The organism is Pseudomonas sp. R3-57 (assembly GCF_051132065.1).
In the GTDB taxonomy this organism is placed as follows: domain Bacteria; phylum Pseudomonadota; class Gammaproteobacteria; order Pseudomonadales; family Pseudomonadaceae; genus Aquipseudomonas.
In genome coordinates this window covers 2,606,006-2,630,566 of record NZ_CP071655.1, presented here as the reverse complement: position 1 = coordinate 2,630,566, position 24,561 = coordinate 2,606,006, and the positions used below count along the sequence as shown (strand labels likewise).

Genomic DNA, 24,561 nt, shown 5'->3' with positions numbered 1-24,561 from the left:
TGGCTGGGTACGTCGAAAAGGTTAAGCGCACAGACTGGCTGGACGCGTGCCGAAAGCTGCGTGAGGTTTGCCTATTCGTGTCTGAATGCGCGGTGATGGTTTATCGGCGCTCTTCAAGCACCGCGAAACTCGCTGGGCGTGACGCCCACCTCACGACGAAACACCTGCGAAAAGTGACTGGCACTGGAATAGCCGACCTCCAGACCGATGTCGATCACGCTGCGCTGCGACTCGAGCAGCAATTGCCGCGCGCGGGCCATGCGCAAACGGATGAAATATTGCGACGGCGCCAGACCGGTGGCGCGTTTGAACAGGCGGCTGAAGTGGTATTCGCTGAGCTCGGCGAGCGTTGCCAATTTCGCCAGGCTGAATTCGTCGTCCAGATGCGCGGTCATCGCATCGGTGACTTTGCGCAGCTTGTAAGCCTGCAACGCATTGACCCGACGCCCCGCCTGAGTCTCGGCGGGATAGCTGCGCAGCAGGTGCACGGCCAACGCCTGGGCCAGCGACTGGGCGAACAGTGCGCTGGGCGAGCGTTGCTCGATCAGTTCGCTGCGCAATTGCTGCATGACAAACGCGACGCGCGAATCCCGCGCGCCTGAAACATCGCGCAGCCGCAGCGGCGCGCCGGCTTGCCCGGACAGCTCCCGCGAGGCACGTTCGATCAGCGGCAAACCCAGATAAAGGTGCATGACTTCAAAGGTTTCGCCGCCGTGGGTCTGCCAGCGCATTTCATAGGGTTCATCCGACTGGGTGAGAAAAAAGTCGCCGGCGCTGACCTCTGCCGCCTCCCACTCGCCACCCGGCGCACGCTCTTCCACCCTCGCCGCGCCGGCCAGGACCAATACCAGCAATGGCTCTACCACCGCGGGTACCGTGATCGGCTCGTTGATGCTGCGATGGCTGAACAGCTGAGTCACGACATCATCGAAATGAGGCCGCGAAGGCAGCGCGAGGGGTTCCCCCGGCAAGTAATCTGCCATGGAACCACCGGATATACGCCTCTGAGCGGTATTCGCCATGAACGTTTTCCTTCCATTCCCTAAAGTGCAAAGCCCGACAATAACCCAGCCATTGCCAAATTGGGCGCAAAACTCCGACAGCCTCGGCAAGCCCGCGAAAGTCGAGGTCGCCAGGTTGCGAGACAGTTGAACCGTCGCCGAAACCAACGCCTTAAGGTCGCTGGCAAGGCAATCCTGACTGGATCACAACGTGGAGAAGATCATGAGCGAGATCAACAACAGCACGCCAAACGAAGTGATGGGCAAAGTGGCCTTGGTGACCGGCGCGGCCAGCGGCATCGGCAAGGCGATCGCCTTGTTGCTGCATGCCCGTGGCGCCAAAGTCGTTGCCGAAGACCTCAACCCCGCCGTGCAGGAACTGGCCCGTCCCGGCCTGGTGCCGCTGGTGGCCGACATCACCGAGGACGGCGCCGCCGAACGCGCGGTAGCCCTGGCCGTTGAGCAGTTTGGCCGCCTGGATATTCTCGTCAACAACGCCGGGATCATTATCAACAAACTGGTGGTCGACATGACCCGCGACGACTGGGAACGCATTCAAGCGGTCAACGCCACCGCCGCTTTCCTGCACAGTCGCGAAGCGGTCAAAGCGATGATCCCGAACCAGTCCGGTGCGATCGTCAACATCGCCTCCTATGCTTCCTATTTCGCCTTCCCGACCATCGCCGCCTACACCGCCTCAAAAGGCGCGCTGGCACAACTGACACGCACCCTTGCCCTGGAAGTGATTGGCCATGGCATTCGCGTCAATGCCGTTGGCGTCGGTGACGTGGTGACCAACATCCTTAACGACGTAGTCGAAGATGGTCCCGCGTTCCTCGCGCAACACGGCGAAAACGCGCCCATCGGCCGCGCTGCGCAACCCGAGGAAATCGCTGAAGTGGTCGCGTTCATCGCCTCGGATCGCGCCAGTTTCATGGTCGGCGCGGTGGTCATGGCCGACGGTGGCATGACCGTCACCGCAGGCTGACACGACAACGGGCGCAGGCGAAAATGTCCGGCACGCGCAGCAGGATCAGGCAGATCTGCGGCAGTATCGGCCTAACACTGCGCCCTCCCCGCTGTGTAATCTGAAGATCAGCGACGGGTGCCGCCTCGGCCCACGAATCTTTATGAGAGTTTGCTATGCAACCGAGCGATGCTTCCCTCTTGCAAAACACCGCCCTCTATCGCACTGAACTGATCCGTGCACTGACCCAGCGCTTTGCCGAACCGGGCATCTACGAAACCGCCATCGCGCCGCTGCATGTGATCCGCATGGATCAGCCCACCGAGCTGATCCACACCGTGCACAAGCCAGCGCTGTGCCTGATCCTGCAAGGGCGCAAGGAAGTCGGGCTCGGTGAGGATTGCTACCGGTATGACCCGCTGAATTATCTGGTGGTCTCGGTCACGCTGCCGGTGTCCGGTCGGGTGTTGCAGGCGAGTCCGGAGGCGCCCTATTTGTGTATTCGTCTGGATTTCGAAGCCACTGACCTTGCGCAGGTGATCGCCGATGCGCCGCCGACAGGCGTTCCGGACGAACCGGAGCGTGGGATGTTTCTGGAAATTATCGATGTGCCGCTGCTGGAAACCATGCTGCGTCTGGTGCGCCTGCTGGAGACCCCGCGCGACATCGGCATGCTCGCACCGCTGGCCCTGCGCGAGCTTTACTACCGTCTGCTGCGCGGGGTTCACGGGCGTCGTCTGTACGAACTGGCCATGGGCGATTCGCAAGCGCGCCGCGTGACGCGGGCGATCGACTGGCTGAACAGCCATTACACCCAGCCACTGCGCATCGAAGAGCTGGCACGTATCGCCAACCTCGGCAGCTCAACCCTGCACCACCGCTTCAAAGCGATGACCGCGATGAGCCCGCTGCAATACCAGAAGCAACTGCGCCTGCAGGAAGCCCGCCGTTTGATGCTCGGCGAGGGCCTGGATGTGGCGAGTGCCTGTTATCGCGTGGGCTATGAAAGCCCCTCGCAATTCAGCCGTGAGTACAGCCGCCAGTTCGGCTCGCCGCCCTCGAAAGATATCAGCAGTGCGCGGAGCCTGGCGTGAGCGACGAACAGCACGCCTTACTCGCCCAGAGCGAGCTTGGCTGCGCGAGATTTACGCGCAAGCATTATGCGGAATACGACAAAACCGGCGATGGCAAACGCAGCATTCAGCGCGACCATCGCGACGGCGGTGTCGTCCTGCAGACGACTGAGCAGCAATCCCGCAACGGTCGCACCGGCCATTTGCGCAAAGCCGATAAAACCAGCCGCCAGCCCGGCGCGGGTCGGATTGGGAATCACCGCGCCGGCAACCGAACCGGGCAGCACCATGCCCGCTCCCAGCGTCAGCAACACCTGTGGCAGCATCAGACCGGTTACCGATGGGCCAGCCAACTGGTGAATAATGAACGACAGACTGGCGCCCACCGCAACCAGACCGGTGCCGAGGGCAACGATCTTTTCCGGACCGGACTTGATGATGGTGCGGTTGGTGTAGACCGCACCGGCAATCAACCCGGAAACAATGCTGCCAAACAGCAGGCCGTATTGGGTAGGGCTCAAGCCGAGCTGGCCCACGAATACCCGCGATGAGCCGGCGATAAAGCTGAACATCGCGCCGTAAGTGCAGGCGATGGCAACCGAAAAACTGCGCACAGACGAGCCTTTGAGCAGCGCCGCGTAGTTGCCCAGCAATGTCTTCAGGCGCCCGGCCTGCGGGTCACGTTGTAGATGGGTTTCCTTGAAAAACAGCGAAGCGATCAGCGCCAGTGCGCCGAACACTACGGTTGCCATCACCACGGCGCGCCAGCCGCCGGCGTGGGTGGCGATCAACCCGCCGATTACCGGTGAGAGCATGATGGTACTGAGCATGCCGATCACGGTGATGGCCATGATCGGTCCGGCGCGCTCTTTCCACACATCCCGCACAATGCTGCGCGCCACCACCAGCGCTGCGCAGGCGCCCAAACCCTGAAGCGCACGTCCGACGATGAACTCGTCCATGCTCTGCGCATACGCCATCCACAGCGAAGCCAGCACGTAAGTACCAACGCCAGCGAGCAATAGCGGGCGCCGCCCAAGACGATCTGAGAGCGGGCCGAAGAACAACTGACCCAAACCAAAAGCGGCGACAAACATCGACAACGCCGCCAGTGACGCACCCGGTGCAGCGCCAAGGCCTGACTCGAGTTCGCGCAGGCTGGGAATCAGCAACTGCGTGGAAATTTCCCCCAGGCCGCAAAGCCCGATCAGGAGTGCGAGCAATACGCTGGAGCGAGTGGATGTGTGCATGGCTTTATCCCAAATGATGGGGAGACAAATGCCCCGATCCATTTGGGGTCCCGGTTGACTCAAACGCCCTCGCGCGCAGTCCGGAACAGCAACCAACGACTGCACCGAGGGCGCGGCATTATGGTCATAATAATTTTCACCTGTAAATATGACGCCCGTAATTTTAATAACCGCAAAGCGTAGACATGCGCTCAGTTCACAGGCACAGCAAACACCGCACTGGCGCGCGCCACCGTGCGCTCTCCGACATGCAGGCTGACAGCGGCGAACGCCAGTTGCCGACCTTTTTTCGAATGCTCAAGACGCACCTCCAGCCATTCATTGATTTGCACGGCACCGAGATAATCCAGGGTCATGCTCGCCGTGATCAACGGCTGCGGAGGGTCGCTGGAAAATGCCATGGCGTAGCCCATACCCACATCCGCCAACGTCGCCAACACACCGCCATGCAACGTGCCACGGCCGTTGGCGTGCCTGGCGTCGGTCAACAATCCGAGTTCCAGTTGCAGACCACTGCCGCGCGCGTAGATTGGGCCCAGCAAATCGAGCAATGGGCTGCTGCGACTGAACAGCGTGAAACCTTCGGGGATTACAGTGGCGTTCATGCTTGCTCCCGTTGCGGGTGATTCAACGATGATGTTGACCTGCTGAGTTCGGTTGTATGTGCCGAGAGATAATCGGGCCAGAACTATACGGACATGGAATATGCTGGGATAAGTCGCCCGTGCTACACGGCTGACACTGTAAAAGGAGCGATGCGAGTGGATGTGCAGATTCGAAACGCATCGGATAGCGATGCGCCGGCCATCAGCAAGACGATCATCAACGCACTTCGAGAGTCCAACGCGCGGGACTATTCATCCGACATTATCGACCAAGTGGTTCAAGGCTTCTCCGTCCCGGCGGTCCTGCGTATGTTGACTGAGCGCCAAGTGCTCGTCGCGACAATTGATGGCCACATCGTCGCCACAGCGAGTCTTCAGAAGAACATTATTCGAAGCGTATTTGTCGACCCGCAATACCACCGAAGGGGCATCGGCAGGCACTTGATCAGCACCATTGAATCCATCGCTCTGGATGCAGGCTTGAGTTTGCTCAACGTGCCCTCTTCAATCCCAGCAGAAGGCTTCTACGCTTCGTTAGGCTTCAGGAAAATCCGCGACGAGTATTATCAATCGGAGCGTACGATCATCATGGCCAAGATGCTGATGCCGTAATGTTTGCTATTACCGGAATACAACGCGGCGCTATGCTGGTAACCAGCCCTGCCCTGGAATCTGATGGAATGCCAACCCCGAACATCCGCCCTACCCCCGCGCCGCTTCTCAAACCCGGCGAAACCGTGGTTCTGTTCGACGGCGTCTGCAAACTCTGCAATGGCTGGGCGCGTTTCCTGATTCGTCACGATCAGCAGCGACGCGTGCGCCTGGCCGCCGTGCAGTCTCCGGAGGGCCAGGCGTTGCTGGCGTGGGCCGGGTTGCCGGTGGACCAGTTCGACACCATGGCAGTGATTCGCGATCGGCATTACTGGGAACGTTCGGATGCATTCCTCGAAGTGATCCGCCAATTGCCCGGCCGTTGGCAGCCGTTGCGCGTGCTGCGCATCTTGCCTCGCCGCGTGCGGGACTGGGCGTATGACCGCATCGCGCTGAATCGTTATCGGCTGTTCGGCAAGTACGACAGCTGCCTGCTGCCCAATCCGGACCATGAGCTGCGTTTTCTGAAAATGTCCGCACTGCCATGCACCGAAAAATAGCAGTCACAGGCATCGAAGCTCTTCTTTTAGAAGTTCGGCAAACTTGTCTTTCGCACGATGCAACTCAACGTTTTTGTTCGATATAAAATAATTGGTAACCGGCAGCAAATCATCAAACGTATAAGCGCTTATGCTGCCGATCCTTTTGAACTGCTCAAAGATACCTTTCGGAACTAAAGACACACCGGCACCAGCACTGACACAACCGAGGATAGTGCCATAACTGGCTATACTGGTTACGGCACTTTCTACGCCATGCTTTTTCAGCCAATCAAGCAGTGCACCTCGATAAGGGCAACCTTCAGGCCACATGAATATATCGACTGCTGCGAGGTCCTGCGGATTGTTTATTTGTCCGGCAGCGGGAGAGGCAATCAGCACCAGCTCTTCTCTGTATATTTCAATAGCGTTTAGATCCGGATGCTCAGGTCTTACCGCGACAATTGCGCCATCCAGTTCATGCTTGACTACATCGTTTGATAACTGCGACCAGTCTGCGGTGCGAAATTGCATTTGCACAGCGGGATATAGTTGATGAAATTTCGATAACAGCCTCGGCAATCTGCCCGTGGCGGAAGACTCGATAGCACCGATTTTCAATATCCCCGAAGGCGCAGCTGATGAGTCCAGGACTCGTTGTGATTCCTCGCACAACGACAGGATCTTGTTAACGTAACCGAGAAATAAACTTCCGGATGGGCTGATGACCAGCCCCCTGCCTTTCCTGATGAACAACGAAACCCCTAGCTCCCGCTCCAGTCCCTTGATCCGGTTAGTGATGTTGGAAGGGACACAGTGCAACAACTCAGCAGCGCGCACGATGCTACCTTGATCGGCAACCGTCTTGAACATCGTCAGCTGGGACAACTCCATGTCATTACTCATCAAAAGTGAATGATGCGCACACTATAAGTCACTTGTAGCAAGCCCTCAAATCAGTTATTTCAATGCTTCTACAAAACCAAACGCAAGTTGGCCCATCTCGCAAAATAAAAACATCGTACTTTAAGGAGTGCCTGCAATTGGAATTAAACAAAGTTTATTACCATGTCCATTGAGCAAGCTTTGATAGCGCTGGGTTTTTTCGCTTTTTGCGGGGGCTTGATTGATGCTGCGGTGGGTGGCGGTGGGCTCGTTCAGTTGCCGGCACTGTTACATGCGCTGCCCCAGCAAAGTCTGGCCACGGTATTCGGCACCAATAAACTGGCTGTCCTGGCAGGAAATTTATCTTCCATATTCAGCTATGTTAAACGCATAAAAATCCTGTGGCGATTGATGCTTCCGACCATGTGCTCGGCTTTTGTATTTGCCTTTCTTGGCGCCTTCTCCGTTTCAATCGTGCCGAAAAGACTCATGGAATTTGTTGTGTTTTTCATTCTCATAGCCATGGCCATTTATACATTCAGCGAAAAAAATTTAGGCCTGACGAACGCAGATATTAAATGTGGCCCGAGGGAAATTGCATTAGGCGTTTTCTTTGGTGGCCTTATTGGTTTTTATGATGGTGTGTTTGGTCCCGGTAGCGGCAGCCTGCTTCTTTTCGTCTTCGTTAAAGTGTTTGGATTCGACTTTCTCAACGCCTCGGCCTCGGCAAAACTGGTTAACCTGGGGACATTCGGCGCAGCGCTGTTATTTTTTATTCCGTCTGGCAATGTGTTGTGGACCGTTGGCACCGTCGTTGCTCTGTGCAACATGCTGGGTTCTGTGACCGGCGTGTTCCTGGCTCTACGCTATGGAAGCGGATTCATCCGGATATTTTTTTTGATTCTGCTGGTTTTTTTAATCGGCAGGATGGGCTTGTCGTTATTTTCCTAGGGATCGACCGAAGCTGTTTGCCGGCCCCAATCACCAAGGGCTTTGAACACACACGCTCAAACGCTACAGCCAATACCCCAGCAATTGAGCCGGCGTCATCTTCGACACCATCATCAGCACGATGACAAACATTCCGGCGAATCCCAGCACACCCATCCAGAACCATGCGCGGTAAATGCTCGGATAACGCACATCGAGAACGGCGCCCGCCTCGCTCGCCTTCACGGCCATCTGGCACAGTCGTTTCTGCAGCAGCAGGACCGGCAGCCACAACGCGCCCACGCAGACGAAGATGATCAGCGACATCAGCACCCATTCGGTGCTCATGCTCAGCCCGGAAAGACGCATCAGCCCGTAGCCGGTAATGATCTGCACAAAGCCAGCCGGTGTGGTGATCCAAGTGTCGAAGCGCACCACCATGCGCGCGACGTGAGCGATAACCTGCGGGCTGGCCGTGCGGCTGGCGGCGATCAGGTAGAGATAGGAGCCCATGCCGAAACCGAAGAGGAAAATCGCCGCGATCACATGCAGGTATTTCAAGCAAAGATAGAGCATCAGCGTTGCCCGTCCGAAAACTGCACCGACAGGCTCAGGTTATGCGGGTCGTTGATGGCAGTCAGGTATTCGTCGACGCTGATTTCACCCACGCAAGGGCGCGCGCCAGCGGCCGGTACGTAGCCTTGGGCCATTTTGCTCGCCAGAGCGACGGCGGCGCAGCTGGGGATTTCCGGGCCTTTATCGTTGAGGGCGGTGAGTTGCGCAGTCATCGACAAGGGTAGTCCGTCGAGACCCAGCCCCTGCACATCGATGTACATCGCGCTTTTGCCGTCGCCGAATCGCTCGAAACGCACGCCCAGCCGATGCAGCCGGGCCGCCCAGAGCGCATGGTCGCGGACCAGGCCGAGCTTCAATGCCTGCGCCAGCAAGCCATTGGCGAGGCCGCCGAGCTTGAGCCCGGCGCCGGCCTTGAAGCGCAAGGTCTGCGCGCCATAGCGAGCGGCGAAGATGTCCATGTCCGGGACGTCGACGTTGGCCAGCAGGCGCGTGCCCAGTTGCGGCATCGTGCGCAAGGTCAGATCGAGCCAGCCGGAGACTTCGTGGACCTTGCCGTTTTTCAGTTGCCTGATCGGTTTGCCGGCGTAGGCCAGCACGCCTTCGATGGTCGACAGCCCCGGCATTTTCGCCGACGAGGAAATTCCGTGTTCGATCGAGTCGATGCGCGAAAAGCGCTGGCGCTGTTCGTCGATAATCGCTGACGACAACGTCGGCACCGAACTGCAGCCGCTGAGAATCACCACGCCCGCCTGCTTCGCCTTGGCATCGAGTATGTCGATGCCATTGACGAAGGTGCGGCAATCGGCGAGGTCGCAGTAGTTGACGCCGGCCGCAATGCAGCTTTCGGCGACCGCGTAGGACTGCCCCTGAAACGGCCCGCCGGTGTGCACCACCAACTGAATATCCAGCGCACGCAATGCGTCGCTGAACCCCGCGCCCATCGCATCACCGCACCAGCCCTCGCAGACCGCGCCGGACTGCGCCTGCAACTCATCGACCTTGCTGTGCAACTTGCGCGGATCACGTCCCGACAGCACCAGGCCGATGGCTGGCATCGATTTCAGATGCCGACATACGATGCTGCCAAAGTTGCCGTAACCACCGACCACCATCACCCTGAACGGCATGCAATTCTTCCTTAAGTCAGTCCATTACACAGCGGGCAGGATATAGGGCTGATGATCGACGGGCCATCGCGCGGCACCATAAAACCTGTGGAGGATTGTGTCAGGTCAGGCAGATCTTGTGAGAATGACAGTGCGCCATCGCCAGCAGGCTGGCTCCCACAGGGGTTTAGCGTGTCATGAGGAAAATGGATTCACCGCAAATACTAAAATAAATGAACCCGACGAACCCGGCACCGCCTAACGCATAGACCATCAGGAGGTAGCCTATGCAAATCGAAACCGTGTGGATCGTACTGGCAGCAGTGCTGGTGCTGATCGAGCTGTGGGCCATCAATCGGGTGCGCAAGAGCGAGGGCAAATCGAGCAACAAAGGTGTGTGGATCGTGCTGATCGTGTTTGTGCCGCTGTTCGGTCTGATCGCCTGGGCATTGGCCGGGCCCAAGCATATTCGTCACGACACCGCGTCAAATCCGGGTCGCTGATCTTGCCAATGCTGGCCGCAAGCCTTGGGGTTTGCGGCCAGCGCGTTCAGGAATCCTGCGGGATCACCGATATCTTGCCGTTGCGTTCGATGATTGCGAACTTGATCTGATCGATCGTTTCAATGCCCTGACTCGAGCGCGCAGCCTCCATCACATCCGCTTCCACCAGCCGCGCATGGCGCAATCGGCGATGCAATAGTTTGCCGTTCTCGACGATGATCGTCGGTTCGCCGTCGATCAGCCGTGACACCCAGCCGGAACGCTGCTTGAGCAAGGAAAAACCGACGTCGATCGCGATCAGCGAAACGATCACCAGCAGCGAATTGGTGATCGAGAAATCGTCGCCCAGCAAGGCCTGCTGGGTGGCTTCACCGATGATCATCAGCAGGACGAAATCGAACGTGGTCAGCTCGGCCAGTGAACGCCGTCCGGCGATTTTGAACAACACCATCAGGGCCAGGTACATCGCTACTGCGCGCAACACGGAATCCATGGCGTCACCTACGGGAAGATGAATTGAACGAGCTCGACGCCTGCCGAGCCCGGCGATTCGATGCGGCTGCGGAACAGCCCGAGGCCGTCGCCGCGCAAAGTCAGGTACAACGTCGCCTGGCCCTGCCCGTCCGCCTGCAACCACAGGCGCATGCCCTGCGCCGAATTGCGCGAGCGCAGCGGTTGCGGCTGCAGGCTTTCGACACTGAAGCCCTCCAGCAGCTCGCCACCGATATCCAGTTCCAGCGTGGCATCGGGTTTGCCGTTCAGGCTGATTTTCATCGCGTTGGTCGAGCCATTGCGATGGAACATTTCGTACTCGGCGCGCAGGTGGCCGTTGTCGCTGCTGACTTCCCGCGAACTGATGATTCCGCGCGAAAACAACCCCAGCAGCCCGAGCACCACCAACAACACCAGCACGTACCAGCCGCATCGCTCGAAGCGCCAGACCTTCGCTTGATAAGCCATGTCTTCGCGCACCGGGTAATCCCTGCTTTGCAAGTCCGGGTGATCGCGGTCGGTTTTCATCGGTTCAGCCTCGCTCGCCGCGCTGGGCTCGTTGATGGAAATGCGGCAGTTGCTGCAAGGCGAATTCCGAGGCGATCTGCTGCACCTCTACACGCGAACCGGGGAACCATTGCTGGCGCGTGAACACCGCGTGTTGACCGTCCAGCTGGAAGGCCCAGGCAAAACACACGGTACCGGCAGCGATGCCGTCGACGTCGTCAGGGCCGAGAATGCCAGTGGTCGCAACGGCGACGTTGGCGGTGCTGTCACGCAACGCGCCGATGGCCATTTCCCGCGCGACTTCGACGCTGGTCAGGTTGAAGGTTTCGAGGGTGTGCGGGCTGACATGCAGCAGCCGTTGCTTGGCCTGCGGTGAATACACCACATAGCCGCTTTCGATCAGTTGGCCGCTGCCCGGCACCTCGGACAGCAGCATGACAATGTTGCCGGCGGTGCACGATTCCGCCGTGGTGATGGTCAGCGAATGGTCGCGCAAATAGTCGACCGTTTCATTGGCAATGGACATGACGTTCACTCTTGGAATTATTGCCGGTTGACCGCATGCCGCGGTGATCATTCCCACGTTCAGCGAGCCCGGCATTCCGGGCTCGCTGGCTCACTCAAGTGGCGGGCACCCACGGTGGCGTGTCTGCGGTCTCCGCCAGCGGCACATCACTGCTGCCGGGCGTGAGGATCACCTTGCGGCAATTTTCCTGCTTCTTGTCGAAGAGCTTGTAGCCCTCGGCCGCCTGCTCCAGGGAGAGTCGGTGGGTGATGATCGCGTCGGGTTGCAGCGCGCCGGTTTCGATGTACCCGAGCAGTTCTGGCAGGAAACGCTGGACGTGGGTCTGGCCCATCTTGAAGGTCAGGCCCTTGTCGAACGCATCGCCAAACAGAAAGCCGTGAATGAACCCGGCATACACACCGGGCACGCTGACCACCCCGCCCCGCCGTACGGCGGCGATACACTGGCGCAAGGCCTTGCCGCTGCTGCCTTCGAGCTTGAGCGTGGCCAATACCGTTTCGGTGGTGCTGCCCTTGGCTTCGAACCCCACCGCGTCGATCACCCCGTCGACGCCACGGTGACCGGCCGTCTGGCGAATGATCGTGTCGGCCGGATCATCGTCCTCATCGAAGTTGATCGGGATCACGCCATAGGTGCGCTGCGCGTATTCCAGTCGATACGGGTGATGATCGACCATGAAAATCTGCTCGGCACCGAGCATTTTTGCGCACGCTGCGCTGAGCAGCCCGACCGGGCCGGCACCGTAGATGGCCACGGTCGAGCCCTTGCCGATTTGCGCGTTGGTCACCGCTTGCCAAGCGGTCGGCAGAATGTCCGAGAGGAACAACACCTTTTCGTCCGCCAGCGTGCCCGGCACCTTGAATGGTCCGGTATTGGCCTTGGGCACGCGCACCAGCTCCGCCTGGCCTCCGGGAATGCCGCCATACAAGCGGCTGAAGCCGAACAACGCTGCCGGTGGCGTAATGGACTTTTTGTTGAGGATTGCGCCGCGACCGGGGTTGGTGGTTTCGCACGCCGCGTAGAGTTCCTGCTGGCAGAAAAAGCAGCCTCCGCAGGCGATCACGAAAGGAATCACCACGCGATCGCCGCGCTGTACCGCAGTCACCTCCGGCCCGGTTTCCTCGACGATGCCCATGAACTCATGACCGAAAATATCGCCGTGTTCGACAGTGGGAATCTTGCCCCGATACAGATGCAAATCGGAGCCGCAAATGGCGGTCGCGGTCACACGCAGAATGATGTCGTCGGGGGCTTCGAGCTGCGGGTCCGGCACGGTCTCGACTCTCACATCGTGAGCGCCGTGGTAGGTCATTGCGCGCATGGCATGGTCCTCTTCCTGATCAATGAAATGGCGTGAGTCTCTTCATTTCGGAAGCGCAGCCTTCTGCAGGAGTTCAGTGAAATTTTGCCCCAGCGGATCAATGGCTGCGATGGCAGCGGGCTCGGTTTTTTCCAGATTGGTAATCTGCAAGGCGTGCACGATGCGGTTCATGCAGAGTGCACGAAGCGCTTTGCTCGCGTCTCTGGCAAAGCCTTGATCCAGCGCGGTTTGGCCGATCAGTGCAAGTGGCACAGCTCATGCGTTGTAGACAGGGAATACACCGCACGGCCCATAGAGGCCTGTGTTTATACCGTGATAGCAGAGGCCAATAACTAATGAACGCCATCGACCTTCTCAAAGCCGACCATGAAAAAGTCAAAGACATCCTCAGCCAACTCAGCGAATCGACTGAACGGGCATTGAAAAAACGCGCCGAGCTGTTGGCCAAACTGGAGATGGAAGTCTCGATTCATACCCGTCTCGAAGAAGAAATCCTCTATCCCGCGTTCAAGGAAGCGGGCAGCAAGGAAGAGGACGTGATGTATTACGAGGCCAAGGAAGAACACCGCACCGTGGATTCGCTGGTGCTGCCGGATCTGAAAGAGACTGACCCGGGCACGCCTGAGTTTGCTGGCCGGGTGAAGGTGGTCAAGGAGTTGCTTGAACACCATATCGAAGAAGAGGAATCGGAGATGTTTCCCAAGGCCAAACAGCTGCTGGGCAAAGCCAAGCTCGATGAACTGGGCGCGCAGATGGAGGCCATGAAGGCCAGCTACAAGAAGGAAATGGCTGCTTAAGGATTACGCGTGGTTTGGCCCGGCTTTGGCCGGGCTTTTTTTTGCCTGGCGCTCAGGGTGATGGCGGATGTGGTCGGCTTTGGTTCGGCGGTGCATTCTCCCCTCACCCCAGCCCTCTCCCGAGGGAAAGGGAGCTGATTTCGGTTGGTTGCAGAATTTGCATTCAACCCGGTATTCCGTGTCGACATCTCACGCCCAAACAACTCGGTCAGTCCCCTCTCCCTCCGGGAGAGGGTTAGGCGGGCGGCGTTCCGATGAGGGGCTTGTGACTTTTGTCTTTTCGCTTGTCGCCCGCACTCACTACCCCTTATAACGACTGCTTTCATTTCAAGAACAAGAGACGTCAACCATGAGCAACGCCTGGAACGAAGGCTATTTCACCGACGAAGGCTACACCTACAGCTACAGCCGGGAGATCAACCCGGTGTTCCAGCGCTACTGCCTGTTGCTGCGCGGTTTTGCCAGTCTGGACAGTAACGACGGCTACCACTGCGAACTCGGTTTCGGTCAAGGCGTGTCGATCAATATCCACGCCACCGCCAATCCAGGCGTGTTCGTCGGTACGGACTTTCATCCGGGCCAAGCGGCTTATGCCGTGGAGCTGGCCGCCGCAGCCAATAACGGTGCCCGCCTCTACGACGACAGTTTCGAACAACTGCTGGCGCGCACTGACCTGCCGCAGTTCGACAGCATCAGCCTGCACGGCATATGGACGTGGGTCAGCCGCGACAACCAGAAGCTGATCGTTGAGTTCACCCGTCGCCACCTCAAACCCGGTGGTCATCTGTACGTCAGCTACAACAGTTTTCCGGGCTGGTCGCCGTCGGCGCCGTTGCGCCAGTTGTTCAGTCTGCATGACCGCTTCGCTAACACTTCTGCACGTGCGGATCAGCGCATCGACGCTGCGTTGCAGTTCTCCGAGGCGCTGCTCGCGGCCAACCCGAAATACGCCGCGGCGGCGCCGAGTCTGGGTGCGCGACTGCAGAGCATCAAGGGCCAGGATCGTCAGTACGTCGCGCATGAGTATTTCAACCGCGACTGGAACTGCATGTACTTCGCCGACATGGTCGATGCCCTCGCACCTGCCAAGCTCGATTACGCGACGACTGCGGTACCGCTGGACTCAGTCGATCCGCTGAACCTCAGCGCGGAGGCGATGGATTTCCTCGAAACCATTGAGCACCCAGTCATGCGCGAGCAGGCGCGCGACTATTTCGTCAATCAGCATTTCCGCCGCGATCTGTACGTGCGCGGTGCCAATCGTCTGTCTGCGCCCGAGCGCCGCGCGCAGATGCTGCATACGCGTTTCGTGCTGCTGCAACCGGCAACCAGCGTACCTGCCGCCGTCACCGGTCCGGCCGGCGAAGCATCACTGCAGGTGGAGATTTACGGTCCGGTGCTGGACGCACTGGCGGACCAGGCCTACGCCGCAAAATCAATGCGCCAGTTGCTCGGGGCGACGGCGCCGCTGACCTTCGACGATCTAGAACAAGCGCTTGCCGTGCTGATCGGCATGGGGGTCGTTGCGCCGTGCCAGAGCGAAGCGGCCGAGTCACTGGTGCAGGACCGCTGCGCGGCGCTCAATCTGCAACTGTGCAAACGCTCCCTGTTCACCGCCAAGGTACAGGTGCTGTCCAGCCCGGTCACCGGCGGTGGCGTGACGGTCAGCCGTTTCCAGCAACTGTTCCTGATTTCCATCAAGCAAGGTAGAAAGCACCCGGCCGAATGGGCGCAACTGGCCTGGAGTGTGATCAGCGAACAAAACGAAGTGCTGATCAAGGGCGACCAGCCGTTGCTCACTGCCGAAGAAAATCTCGCTGAGCTGACCGAGCAGGCGCAGGCGTTTGCCGAGCAGTCGCTGGTGGTGCTCAGGGCGTTGAAAATCGCTTGAGGTGAGGAATGCGCGGAAGCAGCAGGTTAACCCTGCCGCTGCCAACGCGCGGTTTTATTGGCTGCGCTGCTTAATCGAAGGCGCCATTGACGATTTCGTAAATCAAACCGGTCGCTAGCGCGACAAGAATCAGATCCGTCCCCACCTGCTGCCATTCGTAGCCGTCGTAACGCGGCAAGTGGCCCAGCAGGCGACCGTCCAGTTTCTTCGCGATACCGGGTGGCAGCGGCTTGCCCCGCGCCAGATTCTTTTGAATACCCGGCGGCAGCGCCGGTCCAGGGTTCCAGTAATCGCGATAACCGCCCACGATCCCGAGTATGTTGCCGCGATCAACACTAGGACCTCCACGGTAGCCCTGATTGCCTTGGCCACCCTGCTTGCCCTGGCCGCCCTGATTGCCCTGATTGCCCTGGCCTTTCTGTTTACCGTGATCCTGCATGTTCTGCGGATTACCTTTGCCGTTCCCCTGGCCTTTGCCGTTTCCGGGGTCGGCCGAAGCCACCGCAGAAGCGAAAACCAATGCCAGGGAGGACGCCGTGGCGATCCATTTACGAGAGCTGATCATGGGTACTCCTTCATGGCGGGAAGCTTCACTGTCATATGGACGCTGAACCTCAGCTTAGTTTATTTCGCCGCGCTGACCATCGGCAAACCAGGCCGCTACGCTGCAGACTGTGCGAGGCTTCACTGTTTCTGCAACAAATTGACATTGCCTTGGCCCGGCGCTTGGGTCAGGATTCGCGGCTTTTCGACCGTCAGCCGCGTATCCGTCCAGCGTCCTGCCGCGGTCGACTCCAACTTTCCCGCCGAGTAACCCAGATGAACCGCCAGAAGAAACTCCAGCAACTGTTCAAGGAAAAGGCCAAAAAGGCCAGTGCCAAGCTGGCGCCGAAAAAGCCCAAGTACATCAGCAAGGCTGAGCGCTTGAAACTGGCCGCTGAAGTCGCGGAGCCGGTCGAGAGCGGCGAAAATCACGCTTGAAGCGCGTTGCCTGGCAGCAACGCGCTGACCCACTCGATCAAACGTCCGAATGCGTGTGGTAGATCTTGCTGACGATTGTCCACTGCCCTTCCATTTTCAGCAGATTGAAAAAATCGGTAAAACGAAAACCCGACACGTTGTCGGTATCGACTCGCGCGCTGGCGGCAGTGCCGACGATATCGATCCGCACGATCGCCGCTTGAGCTTCGGGCGACGGGCGAAAAGATGTGTCGATCACGTCGTAGAGATTCTGGATCGCGCCGCCGACCAGGCGCTCGCCGTCGACGCCAAACATCGTCGCCTGCGGATGGAATGCCGGTTTCATCAGAGCACTGTCAGCTTTCGCGCCGCCCTCGTTGTACTGGTTGAGGACGGCGACGATCGCGTTGTATTCCTGCACGTAGGTGGGAGTGGTCATGTGGGGTTCCTGTTTTGAGTGAAAGGCTGCCGCCAGCCAAGGCTGACGCGGCAACGGGGGTGATCAGGCGCTGGCGGTGGGCCAGTCGATGTAGCCTTTGGCGCCGCCGCCGTAGTAGCTCTCACGCGGCGCGATGGTCAGTTCGAGACCGCGACGCAAGCGCTCGACCAGATCGGGGTTGGCGATGAACAAGCGTCCAAACGCCACCGCATCGATCCGTCCTTGTGCGCGGCGTTCGAGGGCCATTGGCAGGTCGTAGTTGTTGTTGCCGATGAACGGCCCGGTGAACTGCGCACTCAGCGCGTCCAGATCAATCCCTTCCGGCACGCTGCGCGACGTGGCTGTCGCCCCTTCGACGAAGTGCAGGTAGGCCAGATTCAACGGATTGAGTTGCTGGATCAGATAGCCGTAAGTCGCCATGACGTTGCTGTCGGGCGGCGTGTTACCGGCATCAGGCGTGACCGGCGACAGGCGGATGCCAACGCGGTCGCTGCCCCAGACATCAATCACCGCGCGGGTGACTTCCAGGGTCAGGCGCGCACGGTTTTCGATGCTGCCGCCGTACTGATCGCTGCGCTGGTTGGTCGAGTCGCGCAGAAACTGGTCGAGCAGATAGCTGTTGGCCGAATGCACTTCCACGCCGTCGAAACCGGCCTGTTTGGCGTTCTGCGCGGCACGCCGGTATTGCTCGATGACGCCGGCCATCTCCGCTGTTTCGAGTGCGCGCGGCATCGACACTTCGACAAAGCCTTTTTCGGTGTAGGTGCTGCCCTCGGCCTTGATCGCCGAGGGCGCTACCGGTGCTTCGCCGTTTGGCTGCAACTCGACACTGGAAAACCGCCCGACGTGCCACAGCTGGCAAACGATCTTGCCGCCGGCGGCGTGCACCGCATCGGTGACAGTCTTCCAGCCAGCGACCTGCTCGTCGGTCCAGATACCCGGCGTCATCGCATAGCCGCGACCCTGGGCAGAAATATTCGTCGCCTCCGCGATGATCAATCCGGCCGTGGCGCGCTGGGCGTAATAGGTCGCGTGCATGGCGTTGGGCACGCCGTCATCGGCCATTCGGCTGCGCGTCACCGGGGCCATGACGATGCGATTGGCCAAGCGCAGCGCGCCGAAGGTCACGGGTGAAAAAAGGTCGGTATCAGCGGCGTGATCAATCATTAAATCTCCAAAACATTAGACTGGTCGTCTAGTGACCAGCGTTAAAAAAACGCCCCTGAGCCAGCGGGCGGTTGCTTGTTTCAAGCGTCCGTTGTGTGGACTTTCAATGGCAGCGCAGCGGCGATTCGTGTTTTACACTTGCCTCGGCGCCCCCCGGTTGCCGCGCGGTTTTTTCCCACTTGGCGATCACCAGCGGCGCGATGGCGTTGCCCAGTACGTTCAGCGTCGTGGTACCGCTGTCGATGATCCGGAAAATGCCCGCGATCAGCGCCACGCCTTCCAGCGGCAGGCCGGCCGACGCCAGAGTCGCCGAGAGGATGATGATGGCAAAACCCGGTACGCCCGCCGCGCCCTTGGACGTCAGGACCATGGTCACCACCAGCAATATCTGCTGCGACAGCGACAGGTCGATGGCGTACAGCTGCGCAACAAAAATCGTCGCGACACCGAGGAAAATCGATGCCCCATCGAGATTGAACGCATAGCCCACCGGTACCACGAAACTGACGATCCGCCGCGGTACGCCGTACTGCTCAAGTCGGCTCATCAACTGCGGCATGACCGCTGCCGAAGCGGCACTGGAAAACGCCAGGATCAGTTCATTGCGGAAGTAGCCGATCAACTTGAAAATGTTTTCGCCGATCAGGTAGCAGATCCCGCCGAGTATCACCAAGGCAAAGACAATCAGCGCCAGATAGACCACGCCGATCAACTTCAGCAACGGCAACAGTGAGGCAAAACCAAACGTCGCGACGGTTGCGCCGATCATGCCGAACACACCGATTGGCGCGTAGGCCATGACAATGGAAACCACCTTGAACATCGCATCGGAAATGCTCTGCACCAAAGCGATGGCGGGCGCACTCTTGTCTTTGGGCAGTGCATTCAAGGCCAGGCCGAACAACACCGCGAAGAACAACACCGAGAGCAACTTCGCTTCCGACATGGCCACCAGAACGTTGTCCGGAACGATGTTCTGCAGGATCACCAGAGCACCTTTGGACGGTTCCAGATTGATCGCAGCGGCGTTATGGGAAATGCCGGAAATATCGGTGCCTGCGCCCGGTTCGAACAAGTTGGCGAAACACAGTCCGATGACAATCGCCAGCGCCGTGATCGCGAAGAAATAGCCCAGCGACTTGACGCCCATACGACCGAACGATTTGTTATCGCCACCGCCGGCAATCCCCAGAATCATGCAACAGAACACAATCGGCACGACCACCATCTTCATCATCTTGATAAAGATGTCACCGAGCGGTTTGAGGATCTCCGCGCTGACCCATGTCTGATATTGCGGATGGGTATTGAAATACCAACCGACGAACACGCCAAGCAACAGCCCGGCAACGATTTGCCACACCAGGGGAATACGTTTCATGTCTAGCCTTCTTGTTGGAATGAACGGTCTGCGCGAACGGCAGTTGCTAGAGTCATGAGCATCCAGCTCACTTTGAGAAATGGCACAACGCTGTTGTGCCATGGCAGTTGTTACTTGGCGAAGAGCTGGCTCATATCCTTGAACGCTTTGAATTCCAGGGCATTGCCGCACGGATCGAAGAGAAACATGGTGGCTTGTTCGCCGACCTGGCCCTGAAAGCGAATGTACGGTTCGATCACGAACTGCGTGCCGAACGACTTCAGACGTTCTGCCAGTGCCTCCCATTGTTGCCAGCCGAGAATGATGCCGAAGTGCGGCACCGGCACGTCATGGCCGTCAACCGGGTTGCTGTGTACGCTCTCCTGAGAGGCGGTTTTCGGATGTTCGTGAATCACCAGTTGATGGCCGTAAAAGTTGAAGTCGACCCATTGAGTGCTCGAGCGTCCTTCTTCAAGGCCAAAGACTTCACCGTAAAAAGTGCGCGCCGCAGCCAGGTCATAAACAGGGATAGCGAGGTGAAAAGGCGAGAGATTCATCAGGACTCCAATATCGTTCTTGTTGGTGGGCGAACAGGTCTTACCGATATCGGCGCTTTCGGTGCAGCCGACGTCGGGATGAAAAACATCCTAGGACGAAAAACCCAACATAAAAATCAATATATATTTCTCAGATTCACAACTAATATTTGTGAATGATCAAAGAACTGAAAACACTCATTGCCGTTGCCCGTGAAGGCACTTTCGCCGCCGCCGGGAATCGCATCGGCCTTACCCAGGCCGCCGTCAGTGCGCAGATGCAGCGTCTTGAAGCCGAGCTCGGTTTCGAGATCTTCGACCGAAAGGGCCGCTCGGCGCACCTGAACAAGATGGGCCAGCAGATCCTGCTGCAAGCGCAAGACTTGCTCAGGCTCTACGACAACCTCGGTTCGACCGCGGTGGGTTTGCCGCCCAGTGTGCTGGTCAACCTTGGCGCGATTGCCTCGGTGCAACGCTCGTATCTGCCGGATGCGCTGGCGCGCTTTCACCAAAAGTGCCCGTACTGCCGAACCCGGGTGATTCCGGGCCTGTCGATGGAGCTGGTCAATCTGGTGGATACCGGCGAGATCGACATGGCTGTGGTGATTCGCCCGCCCTTCTCGCTGCAGAGCGATTTGCGCTGGACCACCCTGGCCCTTGAGCCGTATCGGTTGATCGTGCCCCGCGATGTGGCGGGCGATGACTGGACGCAATTGCTGAGCAGCCAACCGTTTATCCGCTATGACCGCTCCTCCTTTGGCGGCAGACAGGTCGACCGGTTTTTGCGCCAGATGCATTTCAACCTGCGCGAAGTCTGTGAGCTGGACGAACTGGAGGCGATCATCAAACTCGTCGAAAACGGCGTCGGTGTGGCGCTGGTGCCGCAAACCTCGCCCGACTTTGAATGGCCTGCCGGCGTCCGCGCCTTCGATCTTGGGCCGCACACGTTTCACCGCGACATCGGCCTCGTCCACCGAGCGCGCGAGACTTTCACCGAGCCTGTGCGTGTCCTCGCCGAGTTGATCAGCACTCAGCTCAAGCCCGGCAGCGAGCAGGCTTGATCGGCCCAACCATTAACTGCATCAATAACAACCATTAATTCAATGAAGTTCTCTTATCAGTGCCGCGGCGTAAGATCGGCTCCAGACCCAACCACTACCCAACGGAGCACACCATCATGAAACGCCAGGCCCTTCTCAGCATCGCTTTCTCGCTCTTCGCACTGAACGCTTTCGCCGCTACCCCTGCGCAGCCGCTGGTTGCCGAAGGGGGTTCCGACCGTTTGCTGGAACAACGCACCGCTGCTGCCACGCAAACCGATCCACTGTTCAGCGATGCCGTCGCCGCGACCGAAACCGATCCGCTGTTCAGCGACGCCGTAGCCGCCACTGAAACCGATCCGCTGTTCAGCGACGCTATAGCCGAAGGCGGTTCTGACCGTCTGATCGAACGCCGCGCCGTCTGAATGCCGCGTTTCACTGCGGTCACCGAAGAAAAGCCCGACCTCGCCGTCGGGCTTTTTGCGTTCAGGGCTTGCTGAACACTGCGCAACCGCCGGCGCTCAACTAACCTTGAGGTAAATCACGCGGGAGCGAAAAACCATGTCCCTCGCTATCAGATTTCTGCTCGCCCCGACGGCTTCGCTATTGCTCGCCATGAGCGCCCTTGGGCAAACCGAGGTCGACCCGCAGCAACCGCCCGCCCTGCTCCCGCTGGTTTCCGAAGCCGCGCCCAGGCTGATTGCCTACCCGCCGCTCGCCGAGCCGCTGGCCCGTGGCGTGGTGATCATTCAATACCGCACCGAACACACGCGAATCATGCCGGTGTTCGGCAAAGCGGCGGTGCCGGTCTCGCCGCGCCTGGGTCATTTGCACGTCACCGTTGATGACTGGCAAGGCACCTGGGCCCACACCAGTGAGGACCCAATCATTCTGGTCGGCCTGACGCCAGGTGCACACAAGGTGCTGCTGGAGATTGCCGATCCGACGCACACCGTGCTGACCAGCACGACGGTGAATTTCGTCGTGCCTGCCAAACAACCCTGAGCGCAATCAGCGGCCGGCGCGCAAACTTTTCCCCCGCTCTCGGGTTGATCACCTACCCTCATAGACTGTCTGGTCGATGCGAGCCGCCCCACCATGCGCGACGCCTTGAAATGGATGTTGTTGGTCGCCCTCACGCTGCTCGGTAGCAGCAGCCTGGCGCTGTGGGCGGAGGATTTGCCGGCGCCAGCGCCGACTGCCACCGCGCCATTGCCGGTGATTACGCAAAGCGATTTGCAAGCCTTGCAGCAGCGCCTCGACGGGCTCAAGCAGCAGATCTCTGCGGCGAATAATTACAACCAGCTCGAAGGTCCACAGGATCGGGTCCAGGCGTTCATTCTCGATATCGATCGATTGTCGGCTGCGCTGTTGCCGCAACAGGCGCAACTGGCGGTGCAACTGGGCGTGTTGGGGGCCGCGCCGGACACCGATGTGGCCGCCGAGCAAGCCGACATCATCGCTCAGCGAGCTACGTTAACGGCGCAGAAAACCAGACTCGACAGCACCCTGAAAAGCCTTGCCGCGCTCAAGCAGAATGCTGCGGACCTGATCACCCAGATTGCCGGTATTCGCCGCACGCTGCTGGAAAGCGAATTGACGCTGGGCACCCACAGCGTGCTGCATCCCGGCTTCTGGTTGCCGCTGCTCGATCCCAGCGCGGACGATCGGCAGCGACTGCAGTTTTTCGTCGATCAACTGCGTCTGTCCTGGAACAGCGTGTGGGTGGCCGGCGAGCGTTTTTACACCAGCGTGCTGGTGTTATTGGCGTTTATCGTCTGGACCTTCGGGCGCCGGCTGGCCGAGCGCGGCCTGACCTGGCTGTGCATTCATCGCGTCCCGGAAGGACGCCTGCGGCGCAGCGCGCTCGCCTTTGCCTCGGCGCTGGCAACCATCGCCACCACAGGCATCGCCCTGCAAATTCTGTTCTACGCCTGCACCCGCCATCAACCGTTGACGCCGGTGCTGCAAACCTTCTCCGAAGAGTTCGCCAAGGTCGTGTATGCCTGCGTGCTGATCACCGGCCTGAGCCGCGCCCTGCTGTCGACCGAGCATCCCTCGTGGCGCTTGCCGGCGATTGCCGATCCGGTCGCTCTGGCGCTCAAGCCCTACCCGCGCATCCTCTCCTGCACGTTATTGGTGTTGGTGACGCTGGTGCAGGTCAGCAACGCCACCGGCATGAGCAGTCAGATCGTGATTGCCGGACGCGGGATCATTGCGATGGTGGTGCTGGCGATTGTCCTGACCTTGCTGCTGCGGGTCGGCAAGGTGCGCAAAGCGCTGGTCGCGGCCAACGATGCGGCGGCGGCCAACAGCACCTTTGCCGGGATCATCTACACCGTAGCCAGCGTTTCGATTCTGGTGTCGGCGCTGGCCCTGCTCGCCGGCTACGTTTCGCTGGCGCGGTTCATCAGTTATCAGTTGGTCTGGGGTTTTATTGTCCTGTCCGGTTTCTACCTGCTGATCCAACTGGTCAAGGACCTCTGCGAGCACGTGTTTTCACCCCGCCATGCCAGCGGCAAGACACTCAAGCAACTGCTCGGCATCGGCGATCGGCGCCTCGATCAAATGGCGATCCTGCTGTCCGGCTTCAGCCGTGCCGCGCTGATGTTACTGGCGGTGATCAGCCTGTTCGTCGGCGGTATTGGCACCACGCTCGGGCAACTGCTGAGCAACATCATGGTCATCCTCGGCGGCGCCGGGCTGCGCAAGTTGAACATCGTCCCCGCGCACCTGCTCAATGCCGTACTGGCCTTGATCATCGGTATCTGGCTGATCCGCACCCTCAGCCGCTGGCTGGACCATGAATTCCTGCCCAAGACCGAGATGGACCCCGGCATGTGTGCGTCGCTGAGCACACTGTTTTCCAACATCGGTTACGCGCTGGTGATTCTGCTGACCCTGTCGTCGCTGGGTGTGCAGTGGACCAATCTGGCGTGGATCGTCAGTGCGCTGTCGGTGGGCATCGGTTTCGGTTTGCAGGAGATCGTGAAGAACTTCGTTTCCGGGCTGATTCTGTTGACTGAACGGCCGGTGAAGGTTGGCGACCTGATCAGCATCAGTGGCGTTGAAGGTGATATTCGCCGGATCAACGTCCGCGCCACGGAAATCCAGCTCAGCGACCGCTCGATCGTCATCGTGCCCAACTCGCAATTGATCTCGCAGAACCTGCGCAACGTCACCCTGGGCGGCAGCGCGCAAGGCGTGGCATCGCTGGAGCTGATGTTCCCGCTGGACATCGACCCTGAACAGGTGAAAGAGCTGCTGCTCGACACCTACCGCGAGAACGAAACCCTGCTGGATAAACCGGCGCCGTTCGTGCGCTTCAGCAAGCTGTCGCCGGACGGGATCACGCTGACGGTGACCGGGTATGTGGCCAGCCCGAGGATTGTCGGGGTGACCAAGAGTGACCTGTTGTTCGAGATTTTGAAGCGTCTGGGTGCGGCGGGCATTGCGCTGGCGAAACCGCCGGCGGCGAGTTGATGGGCCCCGACCCGGC

At 59.3% G+C, this 24,561-nt stretch carries 29 protein-coding genes; 13 read left to right on the top strand and 16 right to left on the bottom strand.

The features are described 5' to 3' along the window. Positions 1-113: 113 nt before the first annotated feature. Positions 114-983, bottom strand: a complete 870-nt coding sequence (locus J3P93_RS11960) for a helix-turn-helix domain-containing protein (protein ID WP_434597610.1) — start codon at positions 981-983, stop codon at positions 114-116. A 241-nt stretch (positions 984-1,224) separates the two neighbouring features. On the opposite strand from J3P93_RS11960, the gene J3P93_RS11955 reads away from it, so the two are divergent. Together J3P93_RS11955 and J3P93_RS11950 are read left to right on the top strand one after the other, a co-directional pair. Further along, entirely contained in the window at positions 1,225-1,989 is a 765-nt protein-coding gene (locus J3P93_RS11955) for an SDR family NAD(P)-dependent oxidoreductase (RefSeq protein WP_434597607.1), read from the top strand. A gap of 155 nt (positions 1,990-2,144) precedes the next feature. Beyond that, entirely contained in the window at positions 2,145-3,062 is a 918-nt protein-coding gene (locus J3P93_RS11950) for an AraC family transcriptional regulator N-terminal domain-containing protein (protein WP_434597605.1), read from the top strand. Between the two features lie 17 nt (positions 3,063-3,079). Here the strand turns inward: J3P93_RS11950 and J3P93_RS11945 are convergent, their stop codons facing one another. Beyond that, a complete protein-coding gene (locus tag J3P93_RS11945; RefSeq protein WP_434597603.1) occupies positions 3,080-4,291 on the bottom strand; it encodes a multidrug effflux MFS transporter in 1,212 nt (403 codons plus the stop codon). 191 nt (positions 4,292-4,482) lie between these two features. Next, a complete protein-coding gene (locus J3P93_RS11940) occupies positions 4,483-4,896 on the bottom strand; it encodes a PaaI family thioesterase (protein ID WP_434597601.1) in 414 nt (137 codons plus the stop codon). A gap of 156 nt (positions 4,897-5,052) precedes the next feature. On the opposite strand from J3P93_RS11940, the gene J3P93_RS11935 reads away from it, so the two are divergent. Continuing rightward, positions 5,053-5,508: a GNAT family N-acetyltransferase gene (locus J3P93_RS11935; protein ID WP_434597599.1), complete on the top strand. Its 456-nt coding sequence runs from the start codon at positions 5,053-5,055 to the stop codon at positions 5,506-5,508. Between the two features lie 68 nt (positions 5,509-5,576). Beyond that, complete coding sequence (locus J3P93_RS11930; protein WP_434597597.1) at positions 5,577-6,047, top strand: thiol-disulfide oxidoreductase DCC family protein; 471 nt, start codon at positions 5,577-5,579, stop codon at positions 6,045-6,047. Between the two features lie 3 nt (positions 6,048-6,050). On the opposite strand, the gene J3P93_RS11925 is transcribed toward J3P93_RS11930, so the two are convergent. After that, a complete protein-coding gene (locus tag J3P93_RS11925) occupies positions 6,051-6,920 on the bottom strand; it encodes a LysR family transcriptional regulator (RefSeq protein WP_434597595.1) in 870 nt (289 codons plus the stop codon). A 174-nt stretch (positions 6,921-7,094) separates the two neighbouring features. Between J3P93_RS11925 and J3P93_RS11920 the strand changes: the two genes are divergently transcribed. Then, positions 7,095-7,862 carry a sulfite exporter TauE/SafE family protein gene (locus tag J3P93_RS11920; RefSeq protein ID WP_434597593.1) on the top strand — a complete coding sequence of 256 codons (768 nt, stop codon included), beginning with the start codon at positions 7,095-7,097 and terminating at the stop codon, positions 7,860-7,862. Between the two features lie 63 nt (positions 7,863-7,925). Here the strand turns inward: J3P93_RS11920 and J3P93_RS11915 are convergent, their stop codons facing one another. Together J3P93_RS11915 and J3P93_RS11910 are read right to left on the bottom strand one after the other, a co-directional pair. Next, the gene (locus tag J3P93_RS11915; protein WP_434597590.1) at positions 7,926-8,417 is read right to left on the bottom strand and encodes a DUF2269 family protein; all 492 of its coding nucleotides are present in this window, start codon (positions 8,415-8,417) and stop codon (positions 7,926-7,928) included. Beyond that, positions 8,417-9,544 (bottom strand): saccharopine dehydrogenase family protein, encoded by a 1,128-nt coding sequence (locus tag J3P93_RS11910; protein WP_434597588.1) that lies wholly within the window; start codon positions 9,542-9,544, stop codon positions 8,417-8,419. Before J3P93_RS11910 ends, J3P93_RS11915 begins: the two co-directional genes overlap by 1 nt. 266 nt (positions 9,545-9,810) lie before the next feature. On the opposite strand from J3P93_RS11910, the gene J3P93_RS11905 reads away from it, so the two are divergent. Next, positions 9,811-10,026: a PLD nuclease N-terminal domain-containing protein gene (locus J3P93_RS11905; RefSeq protein ID WP_090283927.1), complete on the top strand. Its 216-nt coding sequence runs from the start codon at positions 9,811-9,813 to the stop codon at positions 10,024-10,026. Between the two features lie 46 nt (positions 10,027-10,072). Here J3P93_RS11905 and J3P93_RS11900 read toward each other — a convergent pair whose 3' ends face one another. The 5 genes from J3P93_RS11900 to J3P93_RS11880 form a co-directional block, all read right to left on the bottom strand. Then, a complete protein-coding gene (locus J3P93_RS11900) occupies positions 10,073-10,519 on the bottom strand; it encodes a DUF421 domain-containing protein (RefSeq protein WP_336355618.1) in 447 nt (148 codons plus the stop codon). Positions 10,520-10,527: 8 nt separating this feature from the next. Beyond that, on the bottom strand, positions 10,528-11,046 hold the full coding sequence (locus J3P93_RS11895) for a hypothetical protein (RefSeq protein ID WP_434597585.1): 519 nt from the start codon (positions 11,044-11,046) through the stop codon (positions 10,528-10,530). 4 nt (positions 11,047-11,050) lie between these two features. Beyond that, positions 11,051-11,551 carry a CinA family protein gene (locus J3P93_RS11890; RefSeq protein ID WP_434597583.1) on the bottom strand — a complete coding sequence of 167 codons (501 nt, stop codon included), beginning with the start codon at positions 11,549-11,551 and terminating at the stop codon, positions 11,051-11,053. A 94-nt stretch (positions 11,552-11,645) separates the two neighbouring features. Then, positions 11,646-12,872 (bottom strand): zinc-dependent alcohol dehydrogenase, encoded by a 1,227-nt coding sequence (locus J3P93_RS11885; protein ID WP_434597581.1) that lies wholly within the window; start codon positions 12,870-12,872, stop codon positions 11,646-11,648. A gap of 42 nt (positions 12,873-12,914) precedes the next feature. Then, positions 12,915-13,043: a hypothetical protein gene (locus J3P93_RS11880; RefSeq protein WP_434597579.1), complete on the bottom strand. Its 129-nt coding sequence runs from the start codon at positions 13,041-13,043 to the stop codon at positions 12,915-12,917. A gap of 164 nt (positions 13,044-13,207) precedes the next feature. Here J3P93_RS11880 and J3P93_RS11875 point away from each other — a divergent pair, with 164 nt between their 5' ends. Next, the gene (locus tag J3P93_RS11875) at positions 13,208-13,669 is read left to right on the top strand and encodes a hemerythrin domain-containing protein (protein ID WP_203418381.1); all 462 of its coding nucleotides are present in this window, start codon (positions 13,208-13,210) and stop codon (positions 13,667-13,669) included. A 349-nt stretch (positions 13,670-14,018) separates the two neighbouring features. Further along, complete coding sequence (locus J3P93_RS11870) at positions 14,019-15,560, top strand: class I SAM-dependent methyltransferase (protein WP_434597577.1); 1,542 nt, start codon at positions 14,019-14,021, stop codon at positions 15,558-15,560. 70 nt (positions 15,561-15,630) lie between these two features. Here J3P93_RS11870 and J3P93_RS11865 read toward each other — a convergent pair whose 3' ends face one another. Next, positions 15,631-16,125: an anti-virulence regulator CigR family protein gene (locus tag J3P93_RS11865; RefSeq protein ID WP_434597575.1), complete on the bottom strand. Its 495-nt coding sequence runs from the start codon at positions 16,123-16,125 to the stop codon at positions 15,631-15,633. Between the two features lie 254 nt (positions 16,126-16,379). On the opposite strand from J3P93_RS11865, the gene J3P93_RS11860 reads away from it, so the two are divergent. Beyond that, positions 16,380-16,541: a DUF2986 domain-containing protein gene (locus J3P93_RS11860; protein WP_434597573.1), complete on the top strand. Its 162-nt coding sequence runs from the start codon at positions 16,380-16,382 to the stop codon at positions 16,539-16,541. A gap of 37 nt (positions 16,542-16,578) precedes the next feature. On the opposite strand, the gene J3P93_RS11855 is transcribed toward J3P93_RS11860, so the two are convergent. The 4 genes from J3P93_RS11855 to J3P93_RS11840 form a co-directional block, all read right to left on the bottom strand. After that, positions 16,579-16,959 carry a nuclear transport factor 2 family protein gene (locus J3P93_RS11855; RefSeq protein ID WP_434597571.1) on the bottom strand — a complete coding sequence of 127 codons (381 nt, stop codon included), beginning with the start codon at positions 16,957-16,959 and terminating at the stop codon, positions 16,579-16,581. Positions 16,960-17,022: 63 nt separating this feature from the next. Further along, on the bottom strand, positions 17,023-18,126 hold the full coding sequence (locus J3P93_RS11850) for an alkene reductase (RefSeq protein ID WP_434597569.1): 1,104 nt from the start codon (positions 18,124-18,126) through the stop codon (positions 17,023-17,025). A gap of 103 nt (positions 18,127-18,229) precedes the next feature. After that, positions 18,230-19,507: a cation:dicarboxylate symporter family transporter gene (locus tag J3P93_RS11845; protein ID WP_434597567.1), complete on the bottom strand. Its 1,278-nt coding sequence runs from the start codon at positions 19,505-19,507 to the stop codon at positions 18,230-18,232. A gap of 110 nt (positions 19,508-19,617) precedes the next feature. Next, positions 19,618-20,043, bottom strand: a complete 426-nt coding sequence (locus J3P93_RS11840) for a VOC family protein (protein WP_258448900.1) — start codon at positions 20,041-20,043, stop codon at positions 19,618-19,620. Between the two features lie 155 nt (positions 20,044-20,198). Here J3P93_RS11840 and J3P93_RS11835 point away from each other — a divergent pair, with 155 nt between their 5' ends. The 4 genes from J3P93_RS11835 (at position 20,199) to J3P93_RS11820 (ending at position 24,545) form a co-directional block, all read left to right on the top strand. Beyond that, a complete protein-coding gene (locus J3P93_RS11835; RefSeq protein ID WP_336355607.1) occupies positions 20,199-21,083 on the top strand; it encodes a LysR family transcriptional regulator in 885 nt (294 codons plus the stop codon). Positions 21,084-21,199: 116 nt separating this feature from the next. Further along, positions 21,200-21,487 (top strand): hypothetical protein, encoded by a 288-nt coding sequence (locus J3P93_RS11830; protein ID WP_434597565.1) that lies wholly within the window; start codon positions 21,200-21,202, stop codon positions 21,485-21,487. Positions 21,488-21,623: 136 nt separating this feature from the next. Continuing rightward, positions 21,624-22,067 carry a DUF6130 family protein gene (locus J3P93_RS11825; protein WP_434597563.1) on the top strand — a complete coding sequence of 148 codons (444 nt, stop codon included), beginning with the start codon at positions 21,624-21,626 and terminating at the stop codon, positions 22,065-22,067. 93 nt (positions 22,068-22,160) lie between these two features. Next, complete coding sequence (locus tag J3P93_RS11820; RefSeq protein WP_434597561.1) at positions 22,161-24,545, top strand: DUF3772 domain-containing protein; 2,385 nt, start codon at positions 22,161-22,163, stop codon at positions 24,543-24,545. Positions 24,546-24,561 lie beyond the last annotated feature (16 nt).